Genomic DNA, 22,380 nt, shown 5'->3' with positions numbered 1-22,380 from the left:
CCAGATCAACCTGAGAGCAAACGAACTAATCTCTTTCGCACTTGTGGCAGATCGCCACCGTCCCCCGCTATTTGACCGCGGATCGCGGTACGTCGATCGTGACGGAGATCATATCCTTTGACGATAGCGACTTCGGGTCAACATTAGAGCCCGACAAAGAAAGAGTGCTGACGCCTAGGGGATATGATCTTTTACCGGAAGGGACGAATGGTTTGGAAATGGCATTACGTATCTCCTCCGGCAAGGCTTTCCCGGTTATCATTCGAGCGACGACATCGACTTCGATCGCAAAGAACTCATACCCGGCGACATCCGTTCGGTTATACAGGCTGAATGTTACGGATTCTAACTTATCGTCTTTGCCACCGGCCATAAAAACAAACGATGGTCCCATACCGGACGAAGATGCCGGAGTATTCTTTCCGGAGAATTTCGTCGTCGCGTTACAAGAGTCCCCGTTGTACGGAACACGGGTCTCAAAGATCGGGTCGTCGATCAGCTTGCATACTTCCTTCATCGAGGTGGAGCCATTGTTCGCCACCTCGATGCCGCCGGTCAACTTTGAGATCTTGGAGCAGGATATCGATCCGAATATCGCAATCAACATCAGGAATATTATCGATCTATTATTTTTCATGGTATATGCTTCAGCCTAGTGGTATGAAGTCTAAATTCTTGACCTTTTTAGTTTTCCCGTCCGCGAGCTTAACGTCTGCTTCAGCTCCGTTTACTGCGGTCACGGTGGCAAATTTCCATTCTTCGGTGTCACTTTGCGGTTTTAGTATCACGTAGTCTCCGACAGCGGGGAACGGATTTGTTGCCGTGGGGTATGGGGCCACTTTGTCTAAGCCGACCGTCCCGTCGCTCCAACCGTTTTGCCAATCGATGTCAATATTGTTAGCGTTCACGTGCTTTATTATCGCGACGTGCCAACTTCCAAATGACCACTGGGCCGCAACTTTCTCGCCATCTTTCGGTTTCCAATCCTTTGGCAGGACAGGCTTCTTTGACTTTCCGAGGTCGTCAAAAGCTCGAGTCTCAATAGTTTGTTTAATGATGGCCGTGGCCGTCGGTGATACTTTTATCACTTTATCGGGAGCAACGTTCAGTTTTCCGCCGGACGCTTTTTCAACCTCAATGAGATCAGCCGTGACATTTTTTACTTCACCGCCTTCCCAATAGATCTCATAGTTGAAGGCGACGACATTGTCTCCGGGTTTGACGTCCGCTTTTTGTCCCTTCGCCGGAATGGCATAGACGTCGGCTGAGTCTGCCTTCGCGATCTTGGTGCCGGCACGGATCTCAAATTTTCCGTCTTCGATCTTTTCAATTTTGCCTTCGCTGTAAGTGATCGGTCCTGATTTGAACAGCACCGTTTCACCAACCTGGGGTGTTCCGCCGCCGCCAAGCTTAGATGTTATTCCGCAACCGGATAGTAGGGCGATTGCTACGATCAATAGTGTTAATTTCATTTTGTCTCCTTGTGATTACTGTGTCAGAAGTGGAATTCGCGTCATTCGCGGCAGGGTATAGATCTCTTCTTGCCGATATTCCTTTCTATCCAGCAACTTGTGCGAGCGGACAAGATACCCGGCCTCATTGCGGATCTGATTAGAAACGCCAACGCTGCTCCAGGGCAGATTGGGCCCGTCGCGATACAGGCGAATTCGGCGAACAGCCTCGATCCTGTCAACCGCTTTGTATCCGCTCGGCGAGCTATGCATCGGCTCGCCATTATAAGATCCGTCAAAATAGATCGCTCGGAAGACTCCGACGACATTGAACGAAACAGAATTAGGAGCGTGCCATTCCCAGTCCGGATCCGGTGCGAGCCGGAGGCTTTCGTATTCGCCGATGATCGAATTGCCGTTATTGAATTCACTTATTTGAGCAGTTTGAAATGCCTGGTTTATCTCGGCGATGGTCGGATTGGATTTGCCCTCGTAGGTGTTCGAAGATGTAAACGACCTCCAAAAACGATACCGTCCGCCCACAACGTCATACGCAGCGTAGCCCTCAACGATGAGGAATTCGCCCGGAGTATCGGTTCGCACTTTCGCCTTGAAGTTTCTCGTCCACGTATATTTTTTATATGTCGAGCTCCAAGCTACCGTGCCAGGCGCGCCAAATGTGATCGAAACTGTCTTTGGACCCATCAGATCTTTCTTTAATTGCGCGACCGACGGTTGACCCATCGACGCCAAAGCACCTAAACTCATCATCAACACTACGAGCAAGGGAGCCACGATAATAAATTTTCTTTTCTGCATTGATCTCCTTAATTTTTCCTCAAAATTCGCAATTTGCTGTTAACAGGTATAAGTCTGCGGGGGAGGAGTTGTCCTTTGGAATTCGTTAGGTTTTTATTAGGTTTACCAAATGTCTCGTAAACATCAGCATTTTTATGAATTTGGCGAGTTTCGGCTCTACGTGGAACGGCCTTCTCTTGTAAGAAATGGAGTTCCAGTTTCCATTCCGCCGAAGGCTCTGGAGGTTCTCAGTCTACTGGTCAGTAGCGGGGGCGAGGTCGTTTCGCGAGCTGAAATACTGGAAAGCGTCTGGAGCGACACCTTTGTAGAAGAAAGCAATATCAATTACACGATCTCGCTCCTCCGAAAGATCTTGGGTTCGAACGACCACATCGCGACCGTACCGAAGCGCGGCTACAGGTTTAACACGCCGGCAATTCTGGTAAAAGATGATGAGCAGTTGATAACGGATCGATCGACAAGCGAAAACGCGGTGCCAACTCCATTGCCGGCGCCGATCGCTCCTCGAAAACGCAGTTCGATCGTTTGGCCCCTGGCGATCGGGTCGGTACTGATCATTATGGTGCTCGTCCTTGTCCTTTATAAAGGACAGAATGTCGCTCGAGATGTGGGGGGCGATGACGCGAAAGGTGAGATAAAATTTCAGAAGCTGACGGACACCGGCGACGTCGCGTACCTTGTGATCTCGCCAAACGGTGAATATTCCGCTCACGCCCGCTCGTCCGACCTTTACCTTAAAGACCTTAGATCCGGTGGGGAGATCAGGGTCGAGACGGGAGATCAGGGAAAGATCGGCTGCCTCCAGTTTTCTGCCGATAACGCGAATATTTTCTTCGGATCATATCTGGAAAATGCCTCTGGCAAGATATCTCAGGTTCCGCGAATGGGCGGATCGGCAAAGCTCGTCGCTGAAAATGTTTGGAGCGGTTTCAGCCTGTCGCCGGACGGCAATTTCTTAGCGTTCACGCGAAAGTTTCCCGCGGAGAACCGCACAGTTGTAATAGTTAAAGATCTTTTGAACGGATCTGAGATCGCGTTGGCTGAGCGAACGCTGCCGGAACAGTATTACTGGAATAACTACCCCGCTTGGTCGCCCGACGGCAAAAAGCTTGCCCTCGTCGTCGACACATACACGGAGCACTTCGTCCGCATAACCATCATCGATATCGCTAGCGGCAGCGAGGAACAGATCAGTGTGCCGTCATTTAGGAATGTCGAGCAGATAGTGTGGGCACGTGACCAACGATCTTTTATCGCCGCAGCGAGTGCCGGCGAGAGCTTCCAACTTTGGCGTATCGCCACGCCGTCAGGGGAGGTTAGTGCGATCACGAATGACCTCGACTCATATCTCGGCATATCGACGACGCTCGATGGCACGCAATTGGTGGCGCGTCGGCGAACGTATTACTCGAACATCTGGGTGGCATCTCAGGAGAATCTCGACGACCTTCGCCAGTTGACTGTCGGCAGTTCCAAAAACGACGGCTTAAAAGGTCTGTCGTGGCTCGACGACGACCGGATCGTCTATTCCTCCAACGCCGAAGGCCTTCGCGACTGGAATCTGTGGACGGTTCACTATAAGGACAGATCCAGACGGCAGATCACATTCGATAAGACTGTTCAGAACGATTTCCCATCGGCCTCAGGGCTCAGCGACGTTACCTATTTCAGTTCGAATCGTAATGATGACACTCAGATCTGGCAGGTCAATGCGGCGGGCGAAAATCTGAAACAAGTAACCGACGCAGCCACCGAGGCGGCATTCTTTCCGCAGGTGACTTCCGACGAAAAGGCGATGTATTTCCTGCGGAAAAAGATAGGTTCAACGGTGATCGCAAAACGCGATCTGGCCGACGGCCGTGACGTCGCACTGTCATCCACGCCGATATACGCGCCCGACAACTTTCTCGCCCTGTCGCCCGACGATCGCAATCTTGCATTTCAGATATTGGCGAATAAAAACGATCCGGAACTGAGAGCCGGCAAGATAAAGATCGGTGTGATCGATACTTCAGATACGTCGCTGGTCAAGACCTTCGTGTTGCCGGTGGCGAGCGAGTTTTTCACCTGGCGACTCGGCGAAAACGCTTTCGATTACGTCGTTCATACGCCCGAAGGTGCTCGAATTATGAGGCAGAAGCTAGATCCCAAAGCGGAACCGGTTGTTGTCCTTAAACTTCCCAAGGACGATATCTTCGGCTTGGCTTGGTCTCGCGATGGTCAAAAACTCGCTATTTCGCGCGGCCAACTGCTTCGTGATGTGGTTCTGCTGACAAATTTTGCTTCACACTAGCCGCGGCGTTGATAAAACTTCGGACGAAGCCCTGCAAACGTCAGACGAAGCGAGTTAAAACGCAGCCGAAGGCCTTTTCATCGATCGCGAAGCCCTGATCCCCAAGATCGAACGCCAAAGCAACAAATCCGCAGGCCAACGTTCAGCTACCGACGCCCGGATTTCCACTTGCTAAAGGGCACTTATGGTGTATTATTGGGGAAAAGCTTTAACTTGTCCCCTAAATCACTAAAATTAACCGACCGGGAGTCGACCCTAAGGAGATATAAAAATATCTATGGAATACGCGTTTGACGGTATCAGCGACAAATTCCTTTTTCGCCGCAAGATGGCCGACGCCGATGCATTCGACGCGAGCTTTGCCTCCGTCGATAGCGCCGTCGCCGAACACATCGCTGCCCGCGCCGATATTGAAGCCGAGGTCCGCGACTGCCAGATCATCGTCCGCACCCTCGACGGCATCGCCCGCAACGTCTACGCCACCAACCCCGGCAGACTAGCCGCCTGGCTCGCCGCCTCCCACGTAGAAAAAGCGCCCAAGAAAAAAGACCCTCCGGCACCCCCAACGCCGTAGTTCCTGTCAGAACCGCAAGCCCCCCCCCCGCCTGAGGAGGGGTGACCGAATGTCGGGGTGGTGGAAGCAGCGACCGGGTTCTTAACACTTAACAAAATCGGCGGAGCCTAAACCACTCCGCCAGCTTTGCAAAATTATGAACGACACAATGCAACGAAAACGCACCTCCGGCTACATCATCGAAAACGTCTTCGCCGACGCGTTGACGTTCGTGGAAATCCGCCACCTACGTCAAAACACCGGCGAAGAAGAAACGCTGACACCTTAAGATTTTTTTCCGCGGGGATTTAGTATAATTAACTATTTATTAATTATTGTGGTGTAATACTAGCATAGCGACCAATTTGGATACCGCGAGAGAGTCAGCGAATGCCCAAACAAAAGACGATCAATAAAACCTTAACTTTTTCCGGGCTCAAGCTTGAGCAGGCAATATTTGAAGTGCGTTCGTACAATCGAGGGCACCTTCCTGCTGTGGTCGCCGACTTTTGGGATACGGTAGAAAAGACGCTTGAGGTTTCTATCGTGTACGGATTTCAGGAAGCGGCATCTGTTGCGAGACTGGGAAAATCATTGGAACTGAGTGTAGCCTCAGACAGATTTAGCGTTATACAGTTCTTTCCTTCAAAAGATCTAAAAGAATATTTCCATACGGCAGCGAAAGTCTTTTCCGCATATATTGACCATCTCAGAACGGAGAATATTGCAAGAGTAGGCTTTCGTCTAATTTATTCGATGGATTTTGACGATCCAATGTCGGTCGCAAAGCAGTTTTTACAGTTGCCGTATGTTTCGGTTCCTGACGGGCTAACCCTAGCTGAGAGCGGTAGGCCGGTAATTCCGACTTACTCAGTTGGGTACAATGATGGGCAGAAGGCAATGGTCTACAGGCTGATGGGAAATACCGGGAAGCTATCAGTCGACTTGCCGCCTATTTTGGCTCATACAAGTGACTACCCTGAAACTATTGAAAAAATCTATAATCAGTTTGTATTTGATGTTGACGTATTTACTTCAGCGCCTTTGCTTACGGGCGAGCTTATCGTAATTGAATGGTTAGAACAGGCATACGACGCGGTTCGAACTGACGGCGTCAAGTTCTTTGGTAAATAATCATGTATAGCGACAACCTAACAACAATAGAAGTCGGCGATCAGACGGATCACATATTTCGGAGAACGTATTACTCGGATCAAAGATTAGATAAAATGGTAAGCAAGACCGAGGCCACCATCACAAGTGGGGTTCGTGTTATACCGACAGCCTTTGCGGTCGAACAAACCGGCGGAGCTTTGATAGGTGTACCCATCAACGTGAATAATGTGCACCGTAAAGACTTTGAGGGAACTTCGTTGACGGATGCGCCAGTCGAGCGGGCCTCCATCTATTTCAAGCGGGAACCAATTTCAAACGAATTACGTCGTGCAATTTACCTGCTCGACCAAGGACGAACATTGATCGCAGAAGCGAAAGGCCTGCTTTTGGATGGGCGGGTGCTCGAATCCGATGAGAAGGTTATGGGGTTTCGGGAATACTTGCCCGAGCTCTTCTGCCTTCGTACGGTCAGCGACAGTTTTGGAGCGGTGATTAACGCCACCCAGAACGCTTTTGCCAATAGGAAAGGTATGCCCCTAAATGCGACAGACTTGGGGGCCGTAGATGAACTGTTAAAATCCCTCGTCCGTGAACCCGCCATGACCTTCGAGGGAGCAGTGGCCCAAATCATGACCTTCGAAGAATCAGGGTTCGTTGTCGAGTCCCCCACGCTCGGTGGATTTCTCGATCTAGTGGAAGCATTTCAGGCCGAATTCGCACACTCTAATGATAAAGCTTAAGGCCTACGTAGAAACTGCTATTCTTGCAGATGTCCTCATAAAGACTGGAAGCGAATCCGATGCGGCAAAGGATGCCCTGAGGCGATACAAACACACGTTACTGCCGGTTTACGCAATAAAAGAATTTAAGGCTGGACCGCTGGCCTACGTAAGCTATCTCAACACCAAGTTGCTCGACTGCGGGTCGTATCCCGCAACACTCATGGCTCTTTCACGGGTAGTTAAGCAGCCCAATCGTGTTGCCACCTGTCTGCGACTTCTTAGCGAGCTTCACAATGAAATAGTGAATCAACCGCAGACTCCTGGTCTCGTGACTCAATACGGTTCGCTTGCTGAAGCCGATAAACGTATCTACGCTTCACTTGTTTATGAATCGAAGGTTCTGGTTTTGAAGGCTTGGCTAAGGTGTAGCACTTTGACGACCGAAATTGTCGATGATCTCGTCTGCTATGAACGTGTGGCTCCGAAAGTTCGGAGAAATGGACGATATAATCTTCAACCAACAACGTGCAAAACCGAAGATTGCTGTATGACTTCCAAACTTCGTGACCGCTCGATTGAACTAAACAAACTCGTAACCACCATCAAGAAAGAGCCAGCGAAACGCGAGAACCCTCCGCGTCAGAGAGTGCTCCATGACCTAGCAGTGCGCAAAAATTTTAAGATGAAGGACAAGGACTGTAAGAATCTAGGTGACGCTGTCTTCGCACTTTTCTGTCCGGCTGATGCTGATATCCTGACAACGAACATTTCGGACCATCGACCTCTCGCTGAGGCACTTGGAAAAACTGCCGTTTCGCCGAAGGACGTCGTTTCTTCTAAGCCTTAATTCCTCGATCTTGCCTTCTTCGGGCGAGATACGGTAGCTCTTGGCGGCGGTTGTTTTGCGGGGGACGAGCAGTGAATATGAGAAATGAGAATGGAAGGTCGTTGATGCGGCCTTTTTTTATTTGGGGTCGGGGTCTTGGTCGAGGTAGAAGAGGGTGCGAATCCAGGTGGCTTCGGCGGGGTCGGTTTTGTCGAGTTCGTCGGCGGTTGTCTCTGCCGCGTCCTGTATCTCAAGCAGGGCGAATTCGAGGTCGTTGCGGGAATCGACCAGCTTGACGGTTGATGCGTACTGGGCGGCGAGGGTAGATTCATCGCGGATGGCAACATCTTGGCTTTCCTTATTTGGTACCTCGGACGGCGTTTTTATCGGGTTCGGCGTAATTCCATTTTGTCATTTCCTTTTCGACGAACGGGCGGAGCGGTACGGCGTACTGATAGATCTTCGAGAGGTTTGTTTTACGTGTGATCTTGACGACGTCGAGATCGTTGGAGCCCGTTGCGGTGTTTCGTTTGTCGTACCAATTGTAGATCTTGAGGGCTTCGTCAAAATTTCCTTTTGAGAGTTCGTTGTCAAACAATAGCCGGACACCTTTGCTGCCGTTGAGGAGAGCAAACGTCGGGTTTTTGATCAGCGACAGCCCTTCGCCATCGCGAACGTCGATAAATTGCCACCCTAAGTCTTTGTGCTTATCAAGTGCGGCATCGGCCGGCAACGGCCAGACGCTGTACTCCGCGTCGATCTTGAGAGCTTCGTAGGTGAGCGGAATATTTGACTTGCCGTACAACGCCTTGCGAAATGGTGTCTCGGCGAGTTGAGCATTAGGGTAGATGTTTTCGGTGACGTGGGCGTCGTATAGAAAGTATTTACTGCCGGCCTTATTGAGCATCAGCACGTGAGGTTGTTTTCGCTTTTTACCAAATTCTCTAGCCTTAGCGAGCGAATCAAAACCGTCCTTCGGGCCGATCGCTTCGCCTTTGAAGATCACGTTCAATACAGGGACTGACGCATTTAGCGATGGATTGATCATCTTCTGGCCCGAGAGATCATATTTGAAGATGTTCGCTACGATGTTCGATTCATTGCGCAGGGTCGCAGCCATTTCGAGGTCCTGTTCTGCTCCTTTGCGTCCGACCTGTCCGCCGATCTGCCCGATCAAATAGGCACGAAACGCATATGCCTTGTAGCTACGCGGATTTTTCTTGATCGCCATATCGGCGTCGGCGAGAGACTTGAGACGATTGTCGTCGATCGTTTTGCCAATGTCCGTATATGCCACGTTCGGCCCGATCCATTTGTTATTCCAGGTAAAGAGCTTACCGCGTTCGATGTAGAGTAAGTCGTTGTCAGGAGTCTTCGCTATGGCCGCGGTTAAGCGTTCGATCTCCGGACTGCTTTGCGCCCGAAGCTGAATAGATTGTAATGCGATCAGAGATGTAACCGCCAAGATCAACGCTAATAATGATTTCATTTTTTGTGTTCGAAACTATTGAACTTATGCAAAATAATAGCAATTGTGAGCAAACTTTGTCGTTGCAAATACTCGGAGTAGTCTTCGGCATGTGGCCAGTTTAATATTGTGCGAAAGTAACGATCGGTGCTCGCCGGCTTGTGACTGAATCGATAATTTCGTTAACCGTGAGTTTCGCAATTGAAAAAATGCAGAGTGGAATATTTATGTCCAATCGGCCACGGTAACTAACGAGGAATAGATTTCTCATTGAAAGAGCGGACGAATAATTTGCAACGGCGACCTCCTATGACGTAACACGCCAACTTCGAACTTCGATACTGAAATAACGTCGGTCGCTGTCCATAAATATATCACACGGGATCATTACAACTCTCGCATCGGCGGACGGACCGGTCTCGATCCAAGCAGAAGTCGATCAAGTTTTGATATACTGACCGAAACCGTATTGTCAGGTTATTACAAAAAATGAGTAAAATTACACAAGAACAAGTTTTAGAATCGTTAAAGCAGATCATCGACCCGGATCTGCTAAAGGATATCGTGACGCTCGGATTTATCCGGGACCTTCAGGTCAGCGGCGGTGACGTATCGTTTACGATAATGCTGACAACGCCCGCGTGTCCCGTAAAGGAACAGATGGAATCCGAAGCGACGAGGATCGTTTCAGGCCTCGACGGCGTTGACAACGTCAAAGTCAAGATGGACGCCGAGGTACCGCAGGGACGCGGCATTGCGAATAACGTCGCTATTCCCGGTGTCAAAAACATTATTGCGGTCTCGTCGGGCAAAGGCGGAGTAGGGAAGTCGACGGTTGCGGTCAATATGGCGATCGCACTCGCGATGAATGGTGCGAAGGTCGGCATTATGGACGCAGACGTCTATGGCCCCAATGTGCCGATGATGCTTGGGTCAGGATACGACCAGCCCGAGGTTGAGAATGGCAAACTTCGGCCGATCGTCGCTCACGGTATAAAAATGATCTCGATGGCCGTTCTCGTGCCTAGAGATAAGCCCATGATCCTCCGCGGGCCGATGTTACACGGGGTCGTCCGCCAGTTTCTATCGGATGTAAATTGGGGCGAGCTTGATTACCTGATCGTCGATATGCCGCCGGGAACGGGCGATATCCAGCTTTCGCTTGCACAGTTGGTGCCGGTACAGGGAGCCGTACTCGTCACCACACCGCAGGACGTATCGATCTCAGATGTGCGGCGTGCGGTTAAAATGTTTGAGACCGTTAATGTGCCGGTCCTGGGCGTTATCGAGAATATGTCGTACTTCATTGCCCCGGACACGGGTAACAAATACGAGATCTTTGGGAAAGGCGGCGGGCAGAAGATCTGTGACGAATACGGACTCAATCTCTTGGGCGAAGTTCCCTTGGGTATGGAAGTCCGCGAAGGCGGAGATAGTGGAGTTCCGGTCGTAGTGTCATTTCCTGATTCACCACAGGCGGCCGCATTCCGAAAGGTTGCCGAAGAGGTCGCCCGTCAGGTGTCGATCGAAGCGATGAAGCCGGAGTTAGTGATTATGTCGCGGGCTCAGTAAAACCAAACACTAAACAACATCGAAGCCGGTATTCCGAAAGGAATACCGGCTTTTTTTGACGTTCAAGACGAGCAAACTTGCAGTGGCTCCGGACGAAAAAGACGTGAGCACAAAAATGTTGATTAAATATAAACAATGTTATACAATTACGGGCGAGCGTCTCTCCGACGTTTTGCCATAGCAACTGAGTCTGACAAAGCCGGCGCCGATTCCTTGTTATGTGCGGCATTAAAAACAAGCTCTATGTATCCGAGGGTACCGGAGACCGACGTCTGATTGACACAACCTTTCTCTAATTCTGGGTTTTTGAATCTCGAATCATCACTTGTGTCAGTACGTCAGAAAATCCTCGTCGATCGGGGAATTCGCATATATGAAGAGATCCTACCTAATACTTGTCACCGTTATCATCGGCCTTTCGGTCTGGTCCTTTCTTCCGTCCAAAACGTCGGGTCAAAAGTACAAACTGCGAATGTCGGAAAACCCGGTTCCCGGACGTTATATTGTCGTTCTTAACGACGAGGCTATAGGCGAAGACGCGGTCGCTCCCGTAGTAGAGGCTGAGGCAAATTACTTAGCCTATGTCTATGGCGGCAAGGTGGGCGGGGTCTACTCCAGTGCTCTACGCGGCTACGCAGCGGAGATGTCGGACGAGCAAGCATCCGCATTGAGTCAAGACGATCGAGTTGCGTTCGTCGAGCAGGACGGTGTGATCTCGGTTTCGTCGACCCAGTTTAACGCCGGTTGGAATCTGGATCGTGCGGACCAGAGAAGTATGCCGTTGAGCACGACCTATGATTACACGTCGAGTGGAATTGGCGTTCATGCCTACATCCTGGATACCGGGATTCGATGGACACATTCAGAGTTTGAGGGTCGGGCAAACGCCGTTTACGATAATATCAATGACGGCCAGAACGGTAACGACTGCAACGGACACGGAACACACGTCGCGGGGACGATCGGAAGCTCGACGTACGGAGTGGCCAAGAATGTGACGTTGCATTCCGTCCGGGTACTGCCGTGCACGGGCAACGGGCAAATCTCCAATCTATTATTAGGGATCGACTGGGTCACTGCTAACCACGCAAGCCCTGCAGTCGCGAACATAAGCATCACGGCCGCCGGCAGCTCATCAGCCCTTGAGAACGGGCTCACTAATTCGATCGCATCGGGTGTAACTTATGCGGTGGCGGCAGGTAATAGTGCCTTTGATGCGTGCAGTTTCACGCCGGCGAGGACGCCCAACGCTCTCACGGTCGGTGCGACCGACGCGACCGATACACGTGCGGCGTATTCAAACAATGGAGCCTGTGTCGACGTATTTGCTCCCGGCACTGCTATATTGTCGCTCGGTATCGCTAGCGACACCGCGACAGCCACCCTCGGCGGGACGTCAATGGCGTCGCCGATGGTCGCAGGGGTCGCCGCATTGTATCTGCAGTCAAACCCCGCCGCAAGCCCAGCTACGGTCTCACAGGCGATCAAGAGCACCGCAACGAGCGGTGTACTGACATTGAACGACACAGTCTCGCCCAATCTATTACTATACTCATTGCTAAATTCGGGTCCGCCCCCGACACCGACACCGACTCCATCGCCCACGCCAACTCCGTCGCCCGCGCCGTCGGCTGTACGGGTGAGGAAACGAGTTGTGAACGACAGCGGAACGTCGTCGATCACGGAGTTCCCTTATTCCGCAACGAATCTGGCGGCATCGAGTTTTGTGCTCGCGAGCAACACTGATTACGTCGACGCGAACGTTCAGACCAACGGCTCATCAACTTCGATCCAGGTATCTGAAGTCCCGGTTTTGGGTTGGCAGCTTGTCTCAATAGAGTGTGCTGAGGAGTCGGTCGGTGGAACTTCGATCCCCGACACAACGGTTGATCTGGCCAATCATATGGCAAATATCATTGCCCAGTCGGGCGAGTCGATCACTTGCACATTCACGAGTGGGCCACAAGCACCAACCGCATCGAACGTATCAGTAAGTGGACGAATATTGTCAGCCGATGGTATCGGTGCGAGAGGGGTCGCACTCTCGATCTTCGATTCCAATGGCAGATCAGTAAGTAATGCTCGCACAAACGCTTTCGGGTATTTTACGTTAGTCGATCTACCAGCCTCGCAGTCGTATGTGTTGGTCGTGTATTCGAACAAGCGGTACACCTTTGCAAACAGTACAAGGTTACTTACGTTAAACGACAACGTGTCTGATATTGAATTTATCGCCGACAACTAGCGATATTCATAAGTATTGGCCCCAAGCCACAGAAAATAAGAGGAAGTGCCGGAGTCGATCCCGCACTTCCTCTTTCTTATTTCGATCGCACGCAGCAACTGTCCCTCGCCACCTACGGTATGTCGTCGCAGGATACGGATTACGGGTCGAGGTGGTCGCCTCCCCCAATTCATTAGCGTCATCCGAATCCAATCTATTTTTCGTCCGAACGTTTACGGCCATCTCCGAGGCAGTTTTGCATTTGTGCGCAATTTTTACTAACTTTTGCAAAAATTAGTTGATCTTCCGTTCCATTTTAAGGAAATAGATCGGCATTGGATATATCGTGTTCTCAGACGCAATCAATATTCACTGATGTCTGGCACAAACTGGTAATTTTATTGGATCTTAAGCCATTTCAGGATCGTTATCTGGCAATGAAAGTAAATCGAGAACAAACACTTTTCGCCAACGCAAATGGAAAACGAATTCCGACTTGTGAAAAAGTTTCTTGACATTCCGTTAAGAAGCTTGTTTAGTAAGTATATACGCTCTTGATGCAACTATTCCGATGGGCACGTGCAAGTTTCTGGTCGTCTGCCTTCGGAAATTATGGAATTTGTCTTATATTAACCATTTCTTGCAATTTCAAAAGGTGGATGACGGTGATTGGCAATTCTTGTTCCATTAGAGGAGCAGTATTAAGGATAAAACAAATGAATATATTACTCTCAACGCGATCGAATAATAAGTTTAGATTGTATGCAACTCAGTCACTAGTGATACTCGTGATGATAATGGCCTCGTTTTATGGAAATACCTGGGCTCAGGCCCAGCCTGGGGCTCAGAATGCCGAAACCGTTCCCGTGAATTCGCTTGTTATACCAATGGACAACGTGAATCAGGGCAACGCTAGCGGTACGACGTTTAATCTTCGTGCATACGGTCTTGCAAATAACCTTCTCCAGAATAATATTCCGCTCAAGTGGGCGATCAAGTACAACAAGGGAAAAGACGATATTGATCTCTCGGCGGTCGTAACAAGGATCGCCGGGCCGAATGGTGTCGCGAATGGCACTGTAAATTTTTCCGGTGGGCCGTTTATCGTCCCGCCCGAGTTCAGGACACTTGCGGAGCCGCTGATCACGGCGTTTAATAACTCGATAAGTCCTGATTCAAACGACGTGACGGTCTATCGAGTCACTACTGCGACGGTGACGGATATTCGCTACACTATCACCCATAAGCCGCTGGTGGCGATCGGACCCGATGGCGGTAATTTCGGAACCGGCGTGTATCAAAGTTTGCTGACCGCTGCACTGATCCCGAATTACACGTCGGTAACAGACGCTTCGATGCAGCCCACATCATGCTACACTCTGGCTGCCCAAGCACACTCGGTCGTGACGACGTGGGTCAGTAGCTACAGCGGATTTGTCCAGAACGGAGGAAACCTGCTGCTCGAATGTGCATCGATCAATACCTTTGAGAACAATGTCGCAAACGGTCATTATCAGACCACGAATGGATATTCTGTCTTTGGGACGAACGATAATCCTCGTTCTGATGTTTCCGGTACGCTCATTTATCCGAACGGATATATGCCCTTCAATCAGTTCGTCGGAGCCCTGAACGGAAACCAGGACGGTGCTGTAACCGATTTCTCGTTGGCGAGCGGTTCGGCGTATCAGAACGGTACTTTGATCGCGGCCCGTCACGACAATGGTAGCGGCTCCAATCGAACGGCAAATGTCGCAACCGTATCAAAGGTCGGCAATGTCGGACGCGAAGGCGGAAATGTCTTTGCACTCGGTGGTCACGATTACGATCGAGGCACCGCAACCGATCTTAACAACATCAACGGAAAGCGTATGATCCTAAACACGCTCTTCGTGCCTGTCACGCGGCCCTGTTCGCAACTCGCTCAGCCTCAGGTCGAGGGTTATAAATCCGTTAGAATGAAAACTGACGTGGCACCGGTAGGACTGAGCCAGAATGATATCGTTACTTGGGAGGTCACCTACATTAATCGAAGCCTGGCTCCGGCAGTGAATTTCCAGATCACGGACGCGATCTCGAATCTTATGGCGTATCAGGCGGGATCGTTAGTGGTGACGGCGGCCGGTGCGTCGACCAACGCAACGGCGAATCCGTTATTTAACGGTGTCGGAAACACCAATATGTTGGCATCGGGAGCTCAACTCGCGTACAACGGTCGAATCACGATCACATTTGATGCGAAGATGCTACTGCCCGCCGCCGTTATCGAGAATCAGACGATCGGGACGGGCTCTAATGTCCCGACTTTGGGTATCAAGTCTGACAGCATCGATAATAATGACCCTCCGGTGGTTTATAGCGGTGCGGGCGGCAATGTGACCGCTCCGGTTGGTAGCTTCGTTCAAGATCCGTTCCAAACGAACTCTACCATAGATCCGACCGTGATCAACTACATTGTGCCGACGGCGGCTGGCGTCACAATAAGTGGACGCGTGATGACGTCACAATTGATGGGAGTTAGAAATGCTGTCGTGATCCTAAGTGACCCGGAAGGTAACGTTCGAATGACAAGAACTTCGGCTTTCGGTTACTACAGCTTTAGTGATGTTGAGGTGGGAATGTCTTACGTCATTTCTGTTGCCTCAAAACAGTCAGTGTATACCCCCAGAGTGGTATTGCTGGAGGATGCTGTAGACGGCCTTGATTTTATTGCGGGACCGTAGGGCCGGTTAAATTGACTAACTTGTTGCCCCCGCCTGACCCAGGCGGGGGCTTTTTTGAGATGGCTACCCGAGTTGCCGCTCGAAACAGTTAGCGGCGTCGGAATCAGATTTTAACGTCAATATATTCGGACTATTTCATATTGATAAGCTAGGCAGAGTGTTTAATTTCTGGTACGTCTATCAGCATCAATAAATAAATGTTTGAAATGCAAATGTCGTAATTGATACTTGTCATATGAAGTGGAAATCGGTAATATTGATTTTAATGTAAGGATTCGGTCTGTCGAATCGTCATTATTAAAAGAAGGAGTTATTCATTTTTATGTCAGCAGTTGCAGCACCAAGTTGTGATTTGAACGTATCGGAGGCCGCATCCGTCGAAATCAAAAAGTTTCTGGCTTCGGAAGACGATCTACCGGAAACGGCCGGGCTTAGGGTTCGCGTCGTGCCAGGTGGATGTTCCGGATTCCAGTACAGCCTTAATATTGAGGAAGAATCACGTACAGGTGATTTTGTACTTGAGAAATACGGCATCAAACTCTTCGTTGATATGTTTTCGGCACAGTATCTCGATGGTGTTGTCGTTGATTACACGTCGAATATGATGGGGGCTGGATTCACATTCGAAAATCCGAATGCGTCCGGCGGTTGCGGTTGCGGTACCTCATTCTCGGCCTAGTTTGCCAATCGCGAAACAGTTCTAAACGACGGCCGGAATTATTTTCCGGCCGTTTTTCCTTTTATCTGGAATGCCGCCGCGATTGCGTGTGTCTTGAACTATCACAGGACAACTGAAGGGACACTGAGGGCGAAGTGGAGAACAGCGGGGTTTGTCGATCAACTGATCGGCAGGCCCCGTTTTGCTTGCGTTTGCAATATGGGTGCTGATGAGCGACAATATTGCACAGCTTTGGTAGAACGAATAATCGACAAGTAGCTTGGTAATATATTTGAGCGGTGCATTTTTGGTGCAACGCGACTATTTGTCGTTTATATAGGTTAGGTGGCCAGATCGGCGCCGTCCACACTGTCCTCGTTCTCGATCTAATTAAACGGAGAAATAATTGATGAATTTTAAGAAGACGCTCCTCGTAGCGGTATGCACGTTGCTTGCCGTGACTGCATTTGACGGAACCGTAGCGGCACAGCAGCGGGATCGAGTCGTTAAGACAACATCCAGCCAACCGACCAACCAACCGCCGGTTTACACGCCGAATCCGCAAGACAGTTCGAGAACGACTTCTTCATCACGCCCAACCCTTACTAATCAAATCGTTGTTGTCGGTCAACCCGCTGCTGAAAAGCCATTGGTCAAGAAGACCGCTATGGCGACGTCGACTTCAGGCTTTGCGGCAGGCAAGACGGCGTACGGTTCGGGAGTCAGTGCCAAGATAATGGCGGGCATCCAGGCCCGATACGGCATTCCTTACCTATACGGTTCGACCGGACCTAATCGATATGATTGCTCGGGCTTTGTCTGGAGCGTATTTACGGAAGCCGGGGTTCCGTTTACACGTGCGAGTGCTCGTAGCTTATGGGCAAGTTCGGTCGAGGTATATGGCGATGATCGTTTCAAATTCGGAACGCTCGTATTCTTGAATGGATTGGGTCATATGGGGATCGTCGCGGATGAGAATGGTTTCTATCACGCTTCGTCGAGCAAAGGGATCACGTACTCACCGTTTAAGGGATACTGGTCGAGCCGCATCGTAGGCTTTCGTAAGCTGATGCCGCAAAGCTCGTCTGCCGATATGTCGGATCGGTAATTTCCTAATAAATATCAGAAACGGGCCGGGCATCATATGATGCCCGGCCCGTTTGTTTGTGTGAAAAGCCGATCAAACGATAAAGCCGGGCCGGGAATGCAGATCCTTGCGTTCGTAAACAACGGCGACCTTGTCGACCGCAACGTATGCGACTTCTGCGGATTCGTCCCGCAAATATAGCACTCCGCCTTTGACGTCGATCACCTCTCCGCGAAACGTAGCACTCGCTCCGCAGGCGACATCAACGCTTTTACCCATTAAGCTTCGCAATAACTCTTCCATTTAGTAAAACCCTCCAGATCAACTGATAATATTGATGGCCCGAAGTATGGGTTTGGAGCCCAGCACAACCGGCGTCTCGAAAAATGTTATGATCGGCGTCCTGACATTGCCCATCTGCTTTGAACATTCTGTTGGCCAACATCACTTGTGACCTGAGCACCACGCATTTGATAGGCAAGAGCGGCAGCAATCACGGCCAGATCCTTGTCTGATTCGGATATCTCTGCCGGTTTGCGGCGTTCGGTGAATCTTGGAATAAAGCCGGTATCCAGATTGCCGGCGATAAACTCCTCATCTTCCATTAAGGCACGGAAAAACGGAAGAGTTGTTTTGATCCCGCCGACCTCATATTCCATTAGAGCACGCCGCATCCGGTCGATAGCCTCGTGTCGCGTCCGTCCGTGGACTGCGAGTTTTGAGATCATCGGGTCGTAATAGATCGACACATCGGCACCCTCATAAACACCACCGTCATCACGAACGCCGGGGCCGTGCGGCAGTCGAAGTCGTTCGATCCGGCCAGGCGACGGCATAAAATTCGTTTCCGGGTCTTCTGCATAGACGCGACATTCAATAGCGTGACCGCGGATCGAAACGTCATCTTGGGTAAACGAAAGCTTTTCGCCCCAGGCGACATTGATCTGTTCGCGTACGAGATCAAAGCCGGTTACCAACTCAGTCACCGGGTGTTCGACCTGCAGACGCGTATTCATTTCAAGGAAGTAAAAAGACTTGTCGAGGTCCGACACAAGGAATTCGACCGTTCCCGCACCCACGTAATTTACTGCCTTTGAGACTTTGATAGCACATTCACCCATTGCCTTTCGCAACTCTGCTGAGTTAATAGGTGACGGTGCTTCCTCAACGACCTTTTGGTGCCGCCTTTGTATAGAGCATTCGCGTTCGCCAAGATATACGTGATTTCCGTGCGTATCCGAAAATACTTGGATCTCAATATGGCGCGGACGGACTACCGCCTTTTCAACATAGACCGCATCATCGCCGAATCCAGCGAGTGCTTCAGATTGTGCACCTTCGAGCGCGGATTTCAGCTCAGACTCGTTAAAAACAAGCCTCATTCCTTTGCCGCCGCCGCCGGCTGATGCCTTTAGCATTACCGGATAGCCAATCGCGGCCGCAGTAGTTTTTGCTTCTTCAAATGAAGCAAGCGGTTCGGTTGTTCCGGGAACGATCGGCACGTCGGCCCCGATCGCGATCTTGCGGGCAGACATTTTGCCACCCAGTCCTTCCATCGCCTCGGGCGGCGGGCCAATAAACGTTATCCCGGCCTTAGTCACTTCACGGACAAACTCCGCATTTTCGGACATAAAGCCATATCCCGGATGGATCGCCTCGGCTCCCGCCCGTATGGCAACTTCGATGATCTTCTCCGCGCTAAGGTAACTCTGTGCTGATGCTGGTGGCCCAATATTGTAGGCTTCGTCCGCCATTCGCACGTGCAGAGCGTCCTTGTCGGCATCCGAATATACCGCAATGGTTCCGATCTTCATTTCCCGGCAAGTTCGAATGACGCGGCACGCGATCTCACCCCGATTTGCTATTAAGATCTTCTTAAACATTTATTCAATTACTGAATTGCCTTGATTTTTGGGGTCGTACCGGATCCCAACCTTTGCTCCCGGCGCGTATTTGATGCGCTCTTTTTGCTGATCCTCGGTCAGATTATCCGAAGATTCAAAATCAACGCCATTAAGCGTGTAAGAGTAGAGAGCGACCTCGAACCCATTGCTATCGACAAATGTATCAATGATGACACCGTCGGTGATACGGCCGTAGGCAAGGAGCTCCCGTCGCCACTCATCCGGCGTTATTCGCTTTTTCCTGAGTACCTTATCGAGAAAGCCCATTATTATTCCATTTCCAAAGGCGGTTTATTATACTTCGCTCGAAGCTTGTTTATTGCCGCTAATACCGTGGGCCTCTGGATGATCCGTGCCTCGATCGGCCGTTTTCCGGGAATATCAAGCATTATCAATCCGAGTAAAATGGTCAGAATGCCTTGGCCCGGAATGCCTGGAAGCGACAGCACGATTCCCAATAGAATCAAAAACACCCCAAATATGTTCTTAAGAATTACTGCTCCCCATCTTACGAGCCACGGACTACCGGGTAAAAAGTCGCGCTCGTAGTGAGCCGCAAAATAACGAGGAGGAATCTTTACCATCACGATGCCGATCGCCGCAAAACTTAGGGTGAGTGAGACCAAAAAGAGTGATACACCCAGCAATACATTGCCAAGCGTAATTGATGCCCAAAAACCGTTGAACCAATCACTCATTTTCGCTCTGGCGGACCCTCTAGTTTTCGGAATTCGAGCCAGATATAATACATACGGTGGATCAGGGTCCATACCGAACCCACGGCCAAAACCCAAAGCACCTGAGGCATTCGATTGGCAAAATAGGCCGTCGATTCCCAATTCCAAGTCGAAAGTGAACCGATGATGAACAATACGACACGCTCCGGGCGCTGAAGAAACCCGACATTCGCCTTGACTCCGAGCCCCTCGCTGCGTGCCGTCGTATAGCTTACCATTACGGAAGCCATCAATCCGACACCTGCGAGAAAAACGTTTAGCAGAGAGTGTTGCGGTGAATTGCCGGCATAAAAGATCATTATCCCGACGAAAACGACCATATCTGAAAGCCGGTCGAGAGATGAATCAAGAAAACTGCCAAACTTGGTCACGCGGCCCGATAGACGTGCGACGTTACCATCCAACATATCAAAGAGATTGGCAACGATCAGCACGATACCTGCCCAAAAGAACTCGCCTAGACCAAAGAGAACTCCGCATCCAATATTGATCGTGACTCCGATCGTCGTGAGGATATTCGGCGAAATTCCGGCCGAAGCAAGAGCTCGGACCATCGCGTTGATGATCCGCATTGCTCCTCGTCCTATTCCGGCTCCCAGCATATGGTTATGTTTGCTCTCGGACTATTTCTCCTGATCGTGGATCGTTGTAAGTCGGCTGATCTCGAAGTTTCGCCAGCCAGTCGGCGTTTTGACCTTTATCTCGTCACCTTCTTCTTTGCCCATCAAAGCTTGTCCAATCGGTGATACGGTCGAGATCAACCCTTTCTCCGGAGCACTTTCCTCGGAAGTGACGAGCCGATACGTAACTTTTTCTTCTTTTTCCAGATCAAAAAGTACCACGGTCGAGCCATAAGCAATGCTGTCCCTCGGGATCTTTGATATGTCGATCGAATCGACCTCCATCAATCGCTGCTGCAGCATACTGATCCGAGCCTGCACCATAGACTGGCGTTCCTTTGCCGCCTTGTACTCGGCGTTCTCGCTCAGATCTCCAAATTCGCGAGCGTGCTGAATCATCTTTGGCAGCTTAAAATGCAGGTCGTGTTCCAAAGCATCCAATTCTGCCCGCAATTTCTTTTTGATCTCTTGCATCTGACTTAACCTCAAAAATTCAAATATCCCTATCGAATCACACCGCTAAAGGTCCGTTTCGCGCGGTGCGGCAAACGAGATGCCGATGTCGCGAGCAGATCTGACCAACTGTCCGTCAATTGCAACCGTCTTGATCGCCATACAGGCATCGGAGATCGGCACGGTGACGACCGTTCCCGCCTGCCAAGCTACCATCTTTCCGGTCTCACCGCTTGCCAGTGCCCGCACCGCACACGCTCCAAAATTGGTGCCGAGCATTCGGTCGAACGCATTGGGGCTCCCGCCACGCTGCAGATGGCCCAGGACCACGCATCGGGATTCCTTGCCGGTCAACTCTTGTACGCGGTGACGAACATAGTTACCAATACCGCCCAATCTCAGTTCATTCGAATCGGAGTACATCTCACCTTTTCCGACCTCTTTTGCGCCTTCGGCAACCACAATATTTGTGAATCGCGAGCCACTTGCTTCACGCTCTAACACCTTTCGCACCACCGAATCGAACGAAAACGGGATCTCGGGGATTAAAATGATGTCAGCACTGCCGGCAAGCCCGGCGTGCAGTGCGATCCAGCCGGTATTTCGCCCCATAACTTCCAAAATCATCACGCGATCGTGGGACGCGGCGGTCGTGTGCAATCGGTCGAGAGCCTCGGTTGCAATATCGATCGCGGTCATAAATCCGAAAGTGAGTTCGGTTGCTGCGAGGTCATTGTCGATCGTTTTTGGCACACCGATTACCGGAAAGCCGCGTTTATGAAATTGTTCGGCGATGGCAAGCGTCCCTTCGCCGCCCAGCACAATCAAGGCCTCGATCTCAAGGATATCAAGATTCGCCAAGGCTTCACCGATAGGAAGTTCAGGGAAGATGATCTTTCCATCAACGATCTTCATAAAACTGCCGCGGTTTCGCGTGCCTAGTATTGTGCCGCCGCGAGGAAGGATGCCGCTGACGCTTTTAGTCGTCAGGCTCATAGTTCGCGGTTCACCGAGAATGCCTTCAAAGCTATCCTCGATGCCGATCACCTTCATTCCATATTCGCCGATCGCGGTTCTCACGACCGCACGAATCACTGCGTTCAAACCCGGGGCATCGCCGCCGCCGGTTAAAATTCCAATCTGCTTATACATAA

22 protein-coding genes are annotated in these 22,380 nt (G+C 50.6%); 11 read left to right on the top strand and 11 right to left on the bottom strand.

What is annotated here, in order from left to right:
- Window positions 1-67 precede the first annotated feature (67 nt).
- Genes IPQ00_08305 through IPQ00_08295 form a run of 3 tightly spaced genes read right to left on the bottom strand, consistent with a single transcriptional unit; the run spans window position 68 to window position 2,270 of the window.
- Window positions 68-637 carry a hypothetical protein gene (locus IPQ00_08305; protein MBL0240562.1) on the bottom strand — a complete coding sequence of 190 codons (570 nt, stop codon included), beginning with the start codon at window positions 635-637 and terminating at the stop codon, window positions 68-70.
- Between the two features lie 10 nt (window positions 638-647).
- Window positions 648-1,472 (bottom strand): hypothetical protein, encoded by an 825-nt coding sequence (locus tag IPQ00_08300; protein MBL0240561.1) that lies wholly within the window; start codon window positions 1,470-1,472, stop codon window positions 648-650.
- Between the two features lie 15 nt (window positions 1,473-1,487).
- Complete coding sequence (locus IPQ00_08295; protein MBL0240560.1) at window positions 1,488-2,270, bottom strand: hypothetical protein; 783 nt, start codon at window positions 2,268-2,270, stop codon at window positions 1,488-1,490.
- A gap of 109 nt (window positions 2,271-2,379) precedes the next feature.
- Between IPQ00_08295 and IPQ00_08290 the strand changes: the two genes are divergently transcribed.
- The 6 genes from IPQ00_08290 to IPQ00_08265 all read left to right on the top strand — a co-directional run bounded on the left by IPQ00_08290 (window position 2,380) and on the right by IPQ00_08265 (window position 8,083).
- A complete protein-coding gene (locus IPQ00_08290) occupies window positions 2,380-4,563 on the top strand; it encodes a winged helix-turn-helix domain-containing protein (protein MBL0240559.1) in 2,184 nt (727 codons plus the stop codon).
- Between the two features lie 277 nt (window positions 4,564-4,840).
- On the top strand, window positions 4,841-5,137 hold the full coding sequence (locus IPQ00_08285; protein ID MBL0240558.1) for a hypothetical protein: 297 nt from the start codon (window positions 4,841-4,843) through the stop codon (window positions 5,135-5,137).
- A 369-nt stretch (window positions 5,138-5,506) separates the two neighbouring features.
- Window positions 5,507-6,250, top strand: coding sequence for a hypothetical protein (locus tag IPQ00_08280; GenBank protein MBL0240557.1), 744 nt, complete (start codon window positions 5,507-5,509; stop codon window positions 6,248-6,250).
- Window positions 6,251-6,345: 95 nt separating this feature from the next.
- Complete coding sequence (locus tag IPQ00_08275) at window positions 6,346-6,972, top strand: hypothetical protein (protein ID MBL0240556.1); 627 nt, start codon at window positions 6,346-6,348, stop codon at window positions 6,970-6,972.
- The gene (locus IPQ00_08270; GenBank protein MBL0240555.1) at window positions 6,959-7,801 is read left to right on the top strand and encodes a hypothetical protein; all 843 of its coding nucleotides are present in this window, start codon (window positions 6,959-6,961) and stop codon (window positions 7,799-7,801) included. Before IPQ00_08275 ends, IPQ00_08270 begins: the two co-directional genes overlap by 14 nt.
- Window positions 7,802-7,936: 135 nt before the next feature.
- Window positions 7,937-8,083, top strand: coding sequence for a hypothetical protein (locus IPQ00_08265; GenBank protein ID MBL0240554.1), 147 nt, complete (start codon window positions 7,937-7,939; stop codon window positions 8,081-8,083).
- A 55-nt stretch (window positions 8,084-8,138) separates the two neighbouring features.
- Here the strand turns inward: IPQ00_08265 and IPQ00_08260 are convergent, their stop codons facing one another.
- A complete protein-coding gene (locus IPQ00_08260; GenBank protein MBL0240553.1) occupies window positions 8,139-9,269 on the bottom strand; it encodes a hypothetical protein in 1,131 nt (376 codons plus the stop codon).
- 468 nt (window positions 9,270-9,737) lie between these two features.
- Between IPQ00_08260 and IPQ00_08255 the strand changes: the two genes are divergently transcribed.
- From IPQ00_08255 to IPQ00_08235, 5 genes are all read left to right on the top strand, one after another.
- Entirely contained in the window at window positions 9,738-10,820 is a 1,083-nt protein-coding gene (locus IPQ00_08255) for an Mrp/NBP35 family ATP-binding protein (GenBank protein MBL0240552.1), read from the top strand.
- Window positions 10,821-11,193: 373 nt separating this feature from the next.
- Complete coding sequence (locus tag IPQ00_08250; protein MBL0240551.1) at window positions 11,194-13,065, top strand: S8 family serine peptidase; 1,872 nt, start codon at window positions 11,194-11,196, stop codon at window positions 13,063-13,065.
- Between the two features lie 695 nt (window positions 13,066-13,760).
- Window positions 13,761-15,767, top strand: a complete 2,007-nt coding sequence (locus tag IPQ00_08245; GenBank protein ID MBL0240550.1) for a hypothetical protein — start codon at window positions 13,761-13,763, stop codon at window positions 15,765-15,767.
- 322 nt (window positions 15,768-16,089) lie between these two features.
- A complete protein-coding gene (locus IPQ00_08240) occupies window positions 16,090-16,446 on the top strand; it encodes an iron-sulfur cluster assembly accessory protein (protein MBL0240549.1) in 357 nt (118 codons plus the stop codon).
- A 388-nt stretch (window positions 16,447-16,834) separates the two neighbouring features.
- The gene (locus IPQ00_08235; GenBank protein ID MBL0240548.1) at window positions 16,835-17,533 is read left to right on the top strand and encodes a C40 family peptidase; all 699 of its coding nucleotides are present in this window, start codon (window positions 16,835-16,837) and stop codon (window positions 17,531-17,533) included.
- A gap of 72 nt (window positions 17,534-17,605) precedes the next feature.
- Here the strand turns inward: IPQ00_08235 and IPQ00_08230 are convergent, their stop codons facing one another.
- From IPQ00_08230 to IPQ00_08200, 7 genes are all read right to left on the bottom strand, one after another.
- On the bottom strand, window positions 17,606-17,815 hold the full coding sequence (locus IPQ00_08230) for a hypothetical protein (GenBank protein MBL0240547.1): 210 nt from the start codon (window positions 17,813-17,815) through the stop codon (window positions 17,606-17,608).
- Window positions 17,816-17,901: 86 nt separating this feature from the next.
- Window positions 17,902-19,395 carry an acetyl-CoA carboxylase biotin carboxylase subunit gene (locus IPQ00_08225; protein MBL0240546.1) on the bottom strand — a complete coding sequence of 498 codons (1,494 nt, stop codon included), beginning with the start codon at window positions 19,393-19,395 and terminating at the stop codon, window positions 17,902-17,904.
- Window positions 19,396-19,683, bottom strand: coding sequence for a hypothetical protein (locus tag IPQ00_08220; GenBank protein MBL0240545.1), 288 nt, complete (start codon window positions 19,681-19,683; stop codon window positions 19,396-19,398). It lies immediately after the preceding gene.
- A gap of 2 nt (window positions 19,684-19,685) precedes the next feature.
- The gene (locus tag IPQ00_08215) at window positions 19,686-20,114 is read right to left on the bottom strand and encodes a hypothetical protein (GenBank protein MBL0240544.1); all 429 of its coding nucleotides are present in this window, start codon (window positions 20,112-20,114) and stop codon (window positions 19,686-19,688) included.
- Window positions 20,111-20,755 (bottom strand): CDP-alcohol phosphatidyltransferase family protein, encoded by a 645-nt coding sequence (locus IPQ00_08210; protein MBL0240543.1) that lies wholly within the window; start codon window positions 20,753-20,755, stop codon window positions 20,111-20,113. Before IPQ00_08210 ends, IPQ00_08215 begins: the two co-directional genes overlap by 4 nt.
- Window positions 20,756-20,776: 21 nt before the next feature.
- A complete protein-coding gene (locus IPQ00_08205) occupies window positions 20,777-21,247 on the bottom strand; it encodes a transcription elongation factor GreA (GenBank protein ID MBL0240542.1) in 471 nt (156 codons plus the stop codon).
- Window positions 21,248-21,292: 45 nt separating this feature from the next.
- Complete coding sequence (locus IPQ00_08200) at window positions 21,293-22,378, bottom strand: 6-phosphofructokinase (protein ID MBL0240541.1); 1,086 nt, start codon at window positions 22,376-22,378, stop codon at window positions 21,293-21,295.
- Window positions 22,379-22,380 lie beyond the last annotated feature (2 nt).

The organism is Chloracidobacterium sp. (assembly GCA_016720705.1).
Taxonomy (GTDB): Bacteria; Acidobacteriota; Blastocatellia; order Pyrinomonadales; family Pyrinomonadaceae; genus OLB17.
Note: the sequence above shows the minus strand (reverse complement) of the source record. Positions and strands in the feature narration are given on the sequence as shown.

Bases quoted from the DNA above. Each gene is read 5' to 3' on its own strand.
- IPQ00_08305 (MBL0240562.1), bottom strand. From the start codon at position 637: ATGAAAAATAATAGATCGATAATATTCCTGATGTTGATTGCGATATTC.
- IPQ00_08300 (MBL0240561.1), bottom strand. From the start codon at position 1,472: ATGAAATTAACACTATTGATCGTAGCAATCGCCCTACTATCCGGTTGC.
- IPQ00_08295 (MBL0240560.1), bottom strand. From the start codon at position 2,270: ATGCAGAAAAGAAAATTTATTATCGTGGCTCCCTTGCTCGTAGTGTTG.
- IPQ00_08290 (MBL0240559.1), top strand. From the start codon at position 2,380: ATGTCTCGTAAACATCAGCATTTTTATGAATTTGGCGAGTTTCGGCTC.
- IPQ00_08285 (MBL0240558.1), top strand. From the start codon at position 4,841: ATGGAATACGCGTTTGACGGTATCAGCGACAAATTCCTTTTTCGCCGC.
- IPQ00_08280 (MBL0240557.1), top strand. From the start codon at position 5,507: ATGCCCAAACAAAAGACGATCAATAAAACCTTAACTTTTTCCGGGCTC.
- IPQ00_08275 (MBL0240556.1), top strand. From the start codon at position 6,346: ATGGTAAGCAAGACCGAGGCCACCATCACAAGTGGGGTTCGTGTTATA.
- IPQ00_08270 (MBL0240555.1), top strand. From the start codon at position 6,959: ATGATAAAGCTTAAGGCCTACGTAGAAACTGCTATTCTTGCAGATGTC.
- IPQ00_08260 (MBL0240553.1), bottom strand. From the start codon at position 9,269: ATGAAATCATTATTAGCGTTGATCTTGGCGGTTACATCTCTGATCGCA.
- IPQ00_08255 (MBL0240552.1), top strand. From the start codon at position 9,738: ATGAGTAAAATTACACAAGAACAAGTTTTAGAATCGTTAAAGCAGATC.
- IPQ00_08250 (MBL0240551.1), top strand. From the start codon at position 11,194: ATGAAGAGATCCTACCTAATACTTGTCACCGTTATCATCGGCCTTTCG.
- IPQ00_08245 (MBL0240550.1), top strand. From the start codon at position 13,761: ATGAATATATTACTCTCAACGCGATCGAATAATAAGTTTAGATTGTAT.
- IPQ00_08240 (MBL0240549.1), top strand. From the start codon at position 16,090: ATGTCAGCAGTTGCAGCACCAAGTTGTGATTTGAACGTATCGGAGGCC.
- IPQ00_08235 (MBL0240548.1), top strand. From the start codon at position 16,835: ATGAATTTTAAGAAGACGCTCCTCGTAGCGGTATGCACGTTGCTTGCC.
- IPQ00_08230 (MBL0240547.1), bottom strand. From the start codon at position 17,815: ATGGAAGAGTTATTGCGAAGCTTAATGGGTAAAAGCGTTGATGTCGCC.
- IPQ00_08225 (MBL0240546.1), bottom strand. From the start codon at position 19,395: ATGTTTAAGAAGATCTTAATAGCAAATCGGGGTGAGATCGCGTGCCGC.
- IPQ00_08220 (MBL0240545.1), bottom strand. From the start codon at position 19,683: ATGGGCTTTCTCGATAAGGTACTCAGGAAAAAGCGAATAACGCCGGAT.
- IPQ00_08215 (MBL0240544.1), bottom strand. From the start codon at position 20,114: ATGAGTGATTGGTTCAACGGTTTTTGGGCATCAATTACGCTTGGCAAT.
- IPQ00_08210 (MBL0240543.1), bottom strand. From the start codon at position 20,755: ATGCTGGGAGCCGGAATAGGACGAGGAGCAATGCGGATCATCAACGCG.
- IPQ00_08205 (MBL0240542.1), bottom strand. From the start codon at position 21,247: ATGCAAGAGATCAAAAAGAAATTGCGGGCAGAATTGGATGCTTTGGAA.
- IPQ00_08200 (MBL0240541.1), bottom strand. From the start codon at position 22,378: ATGTATAAGCAGATTGGAATTTTAACCGGCGGCGGCGATGCCCCGGGT.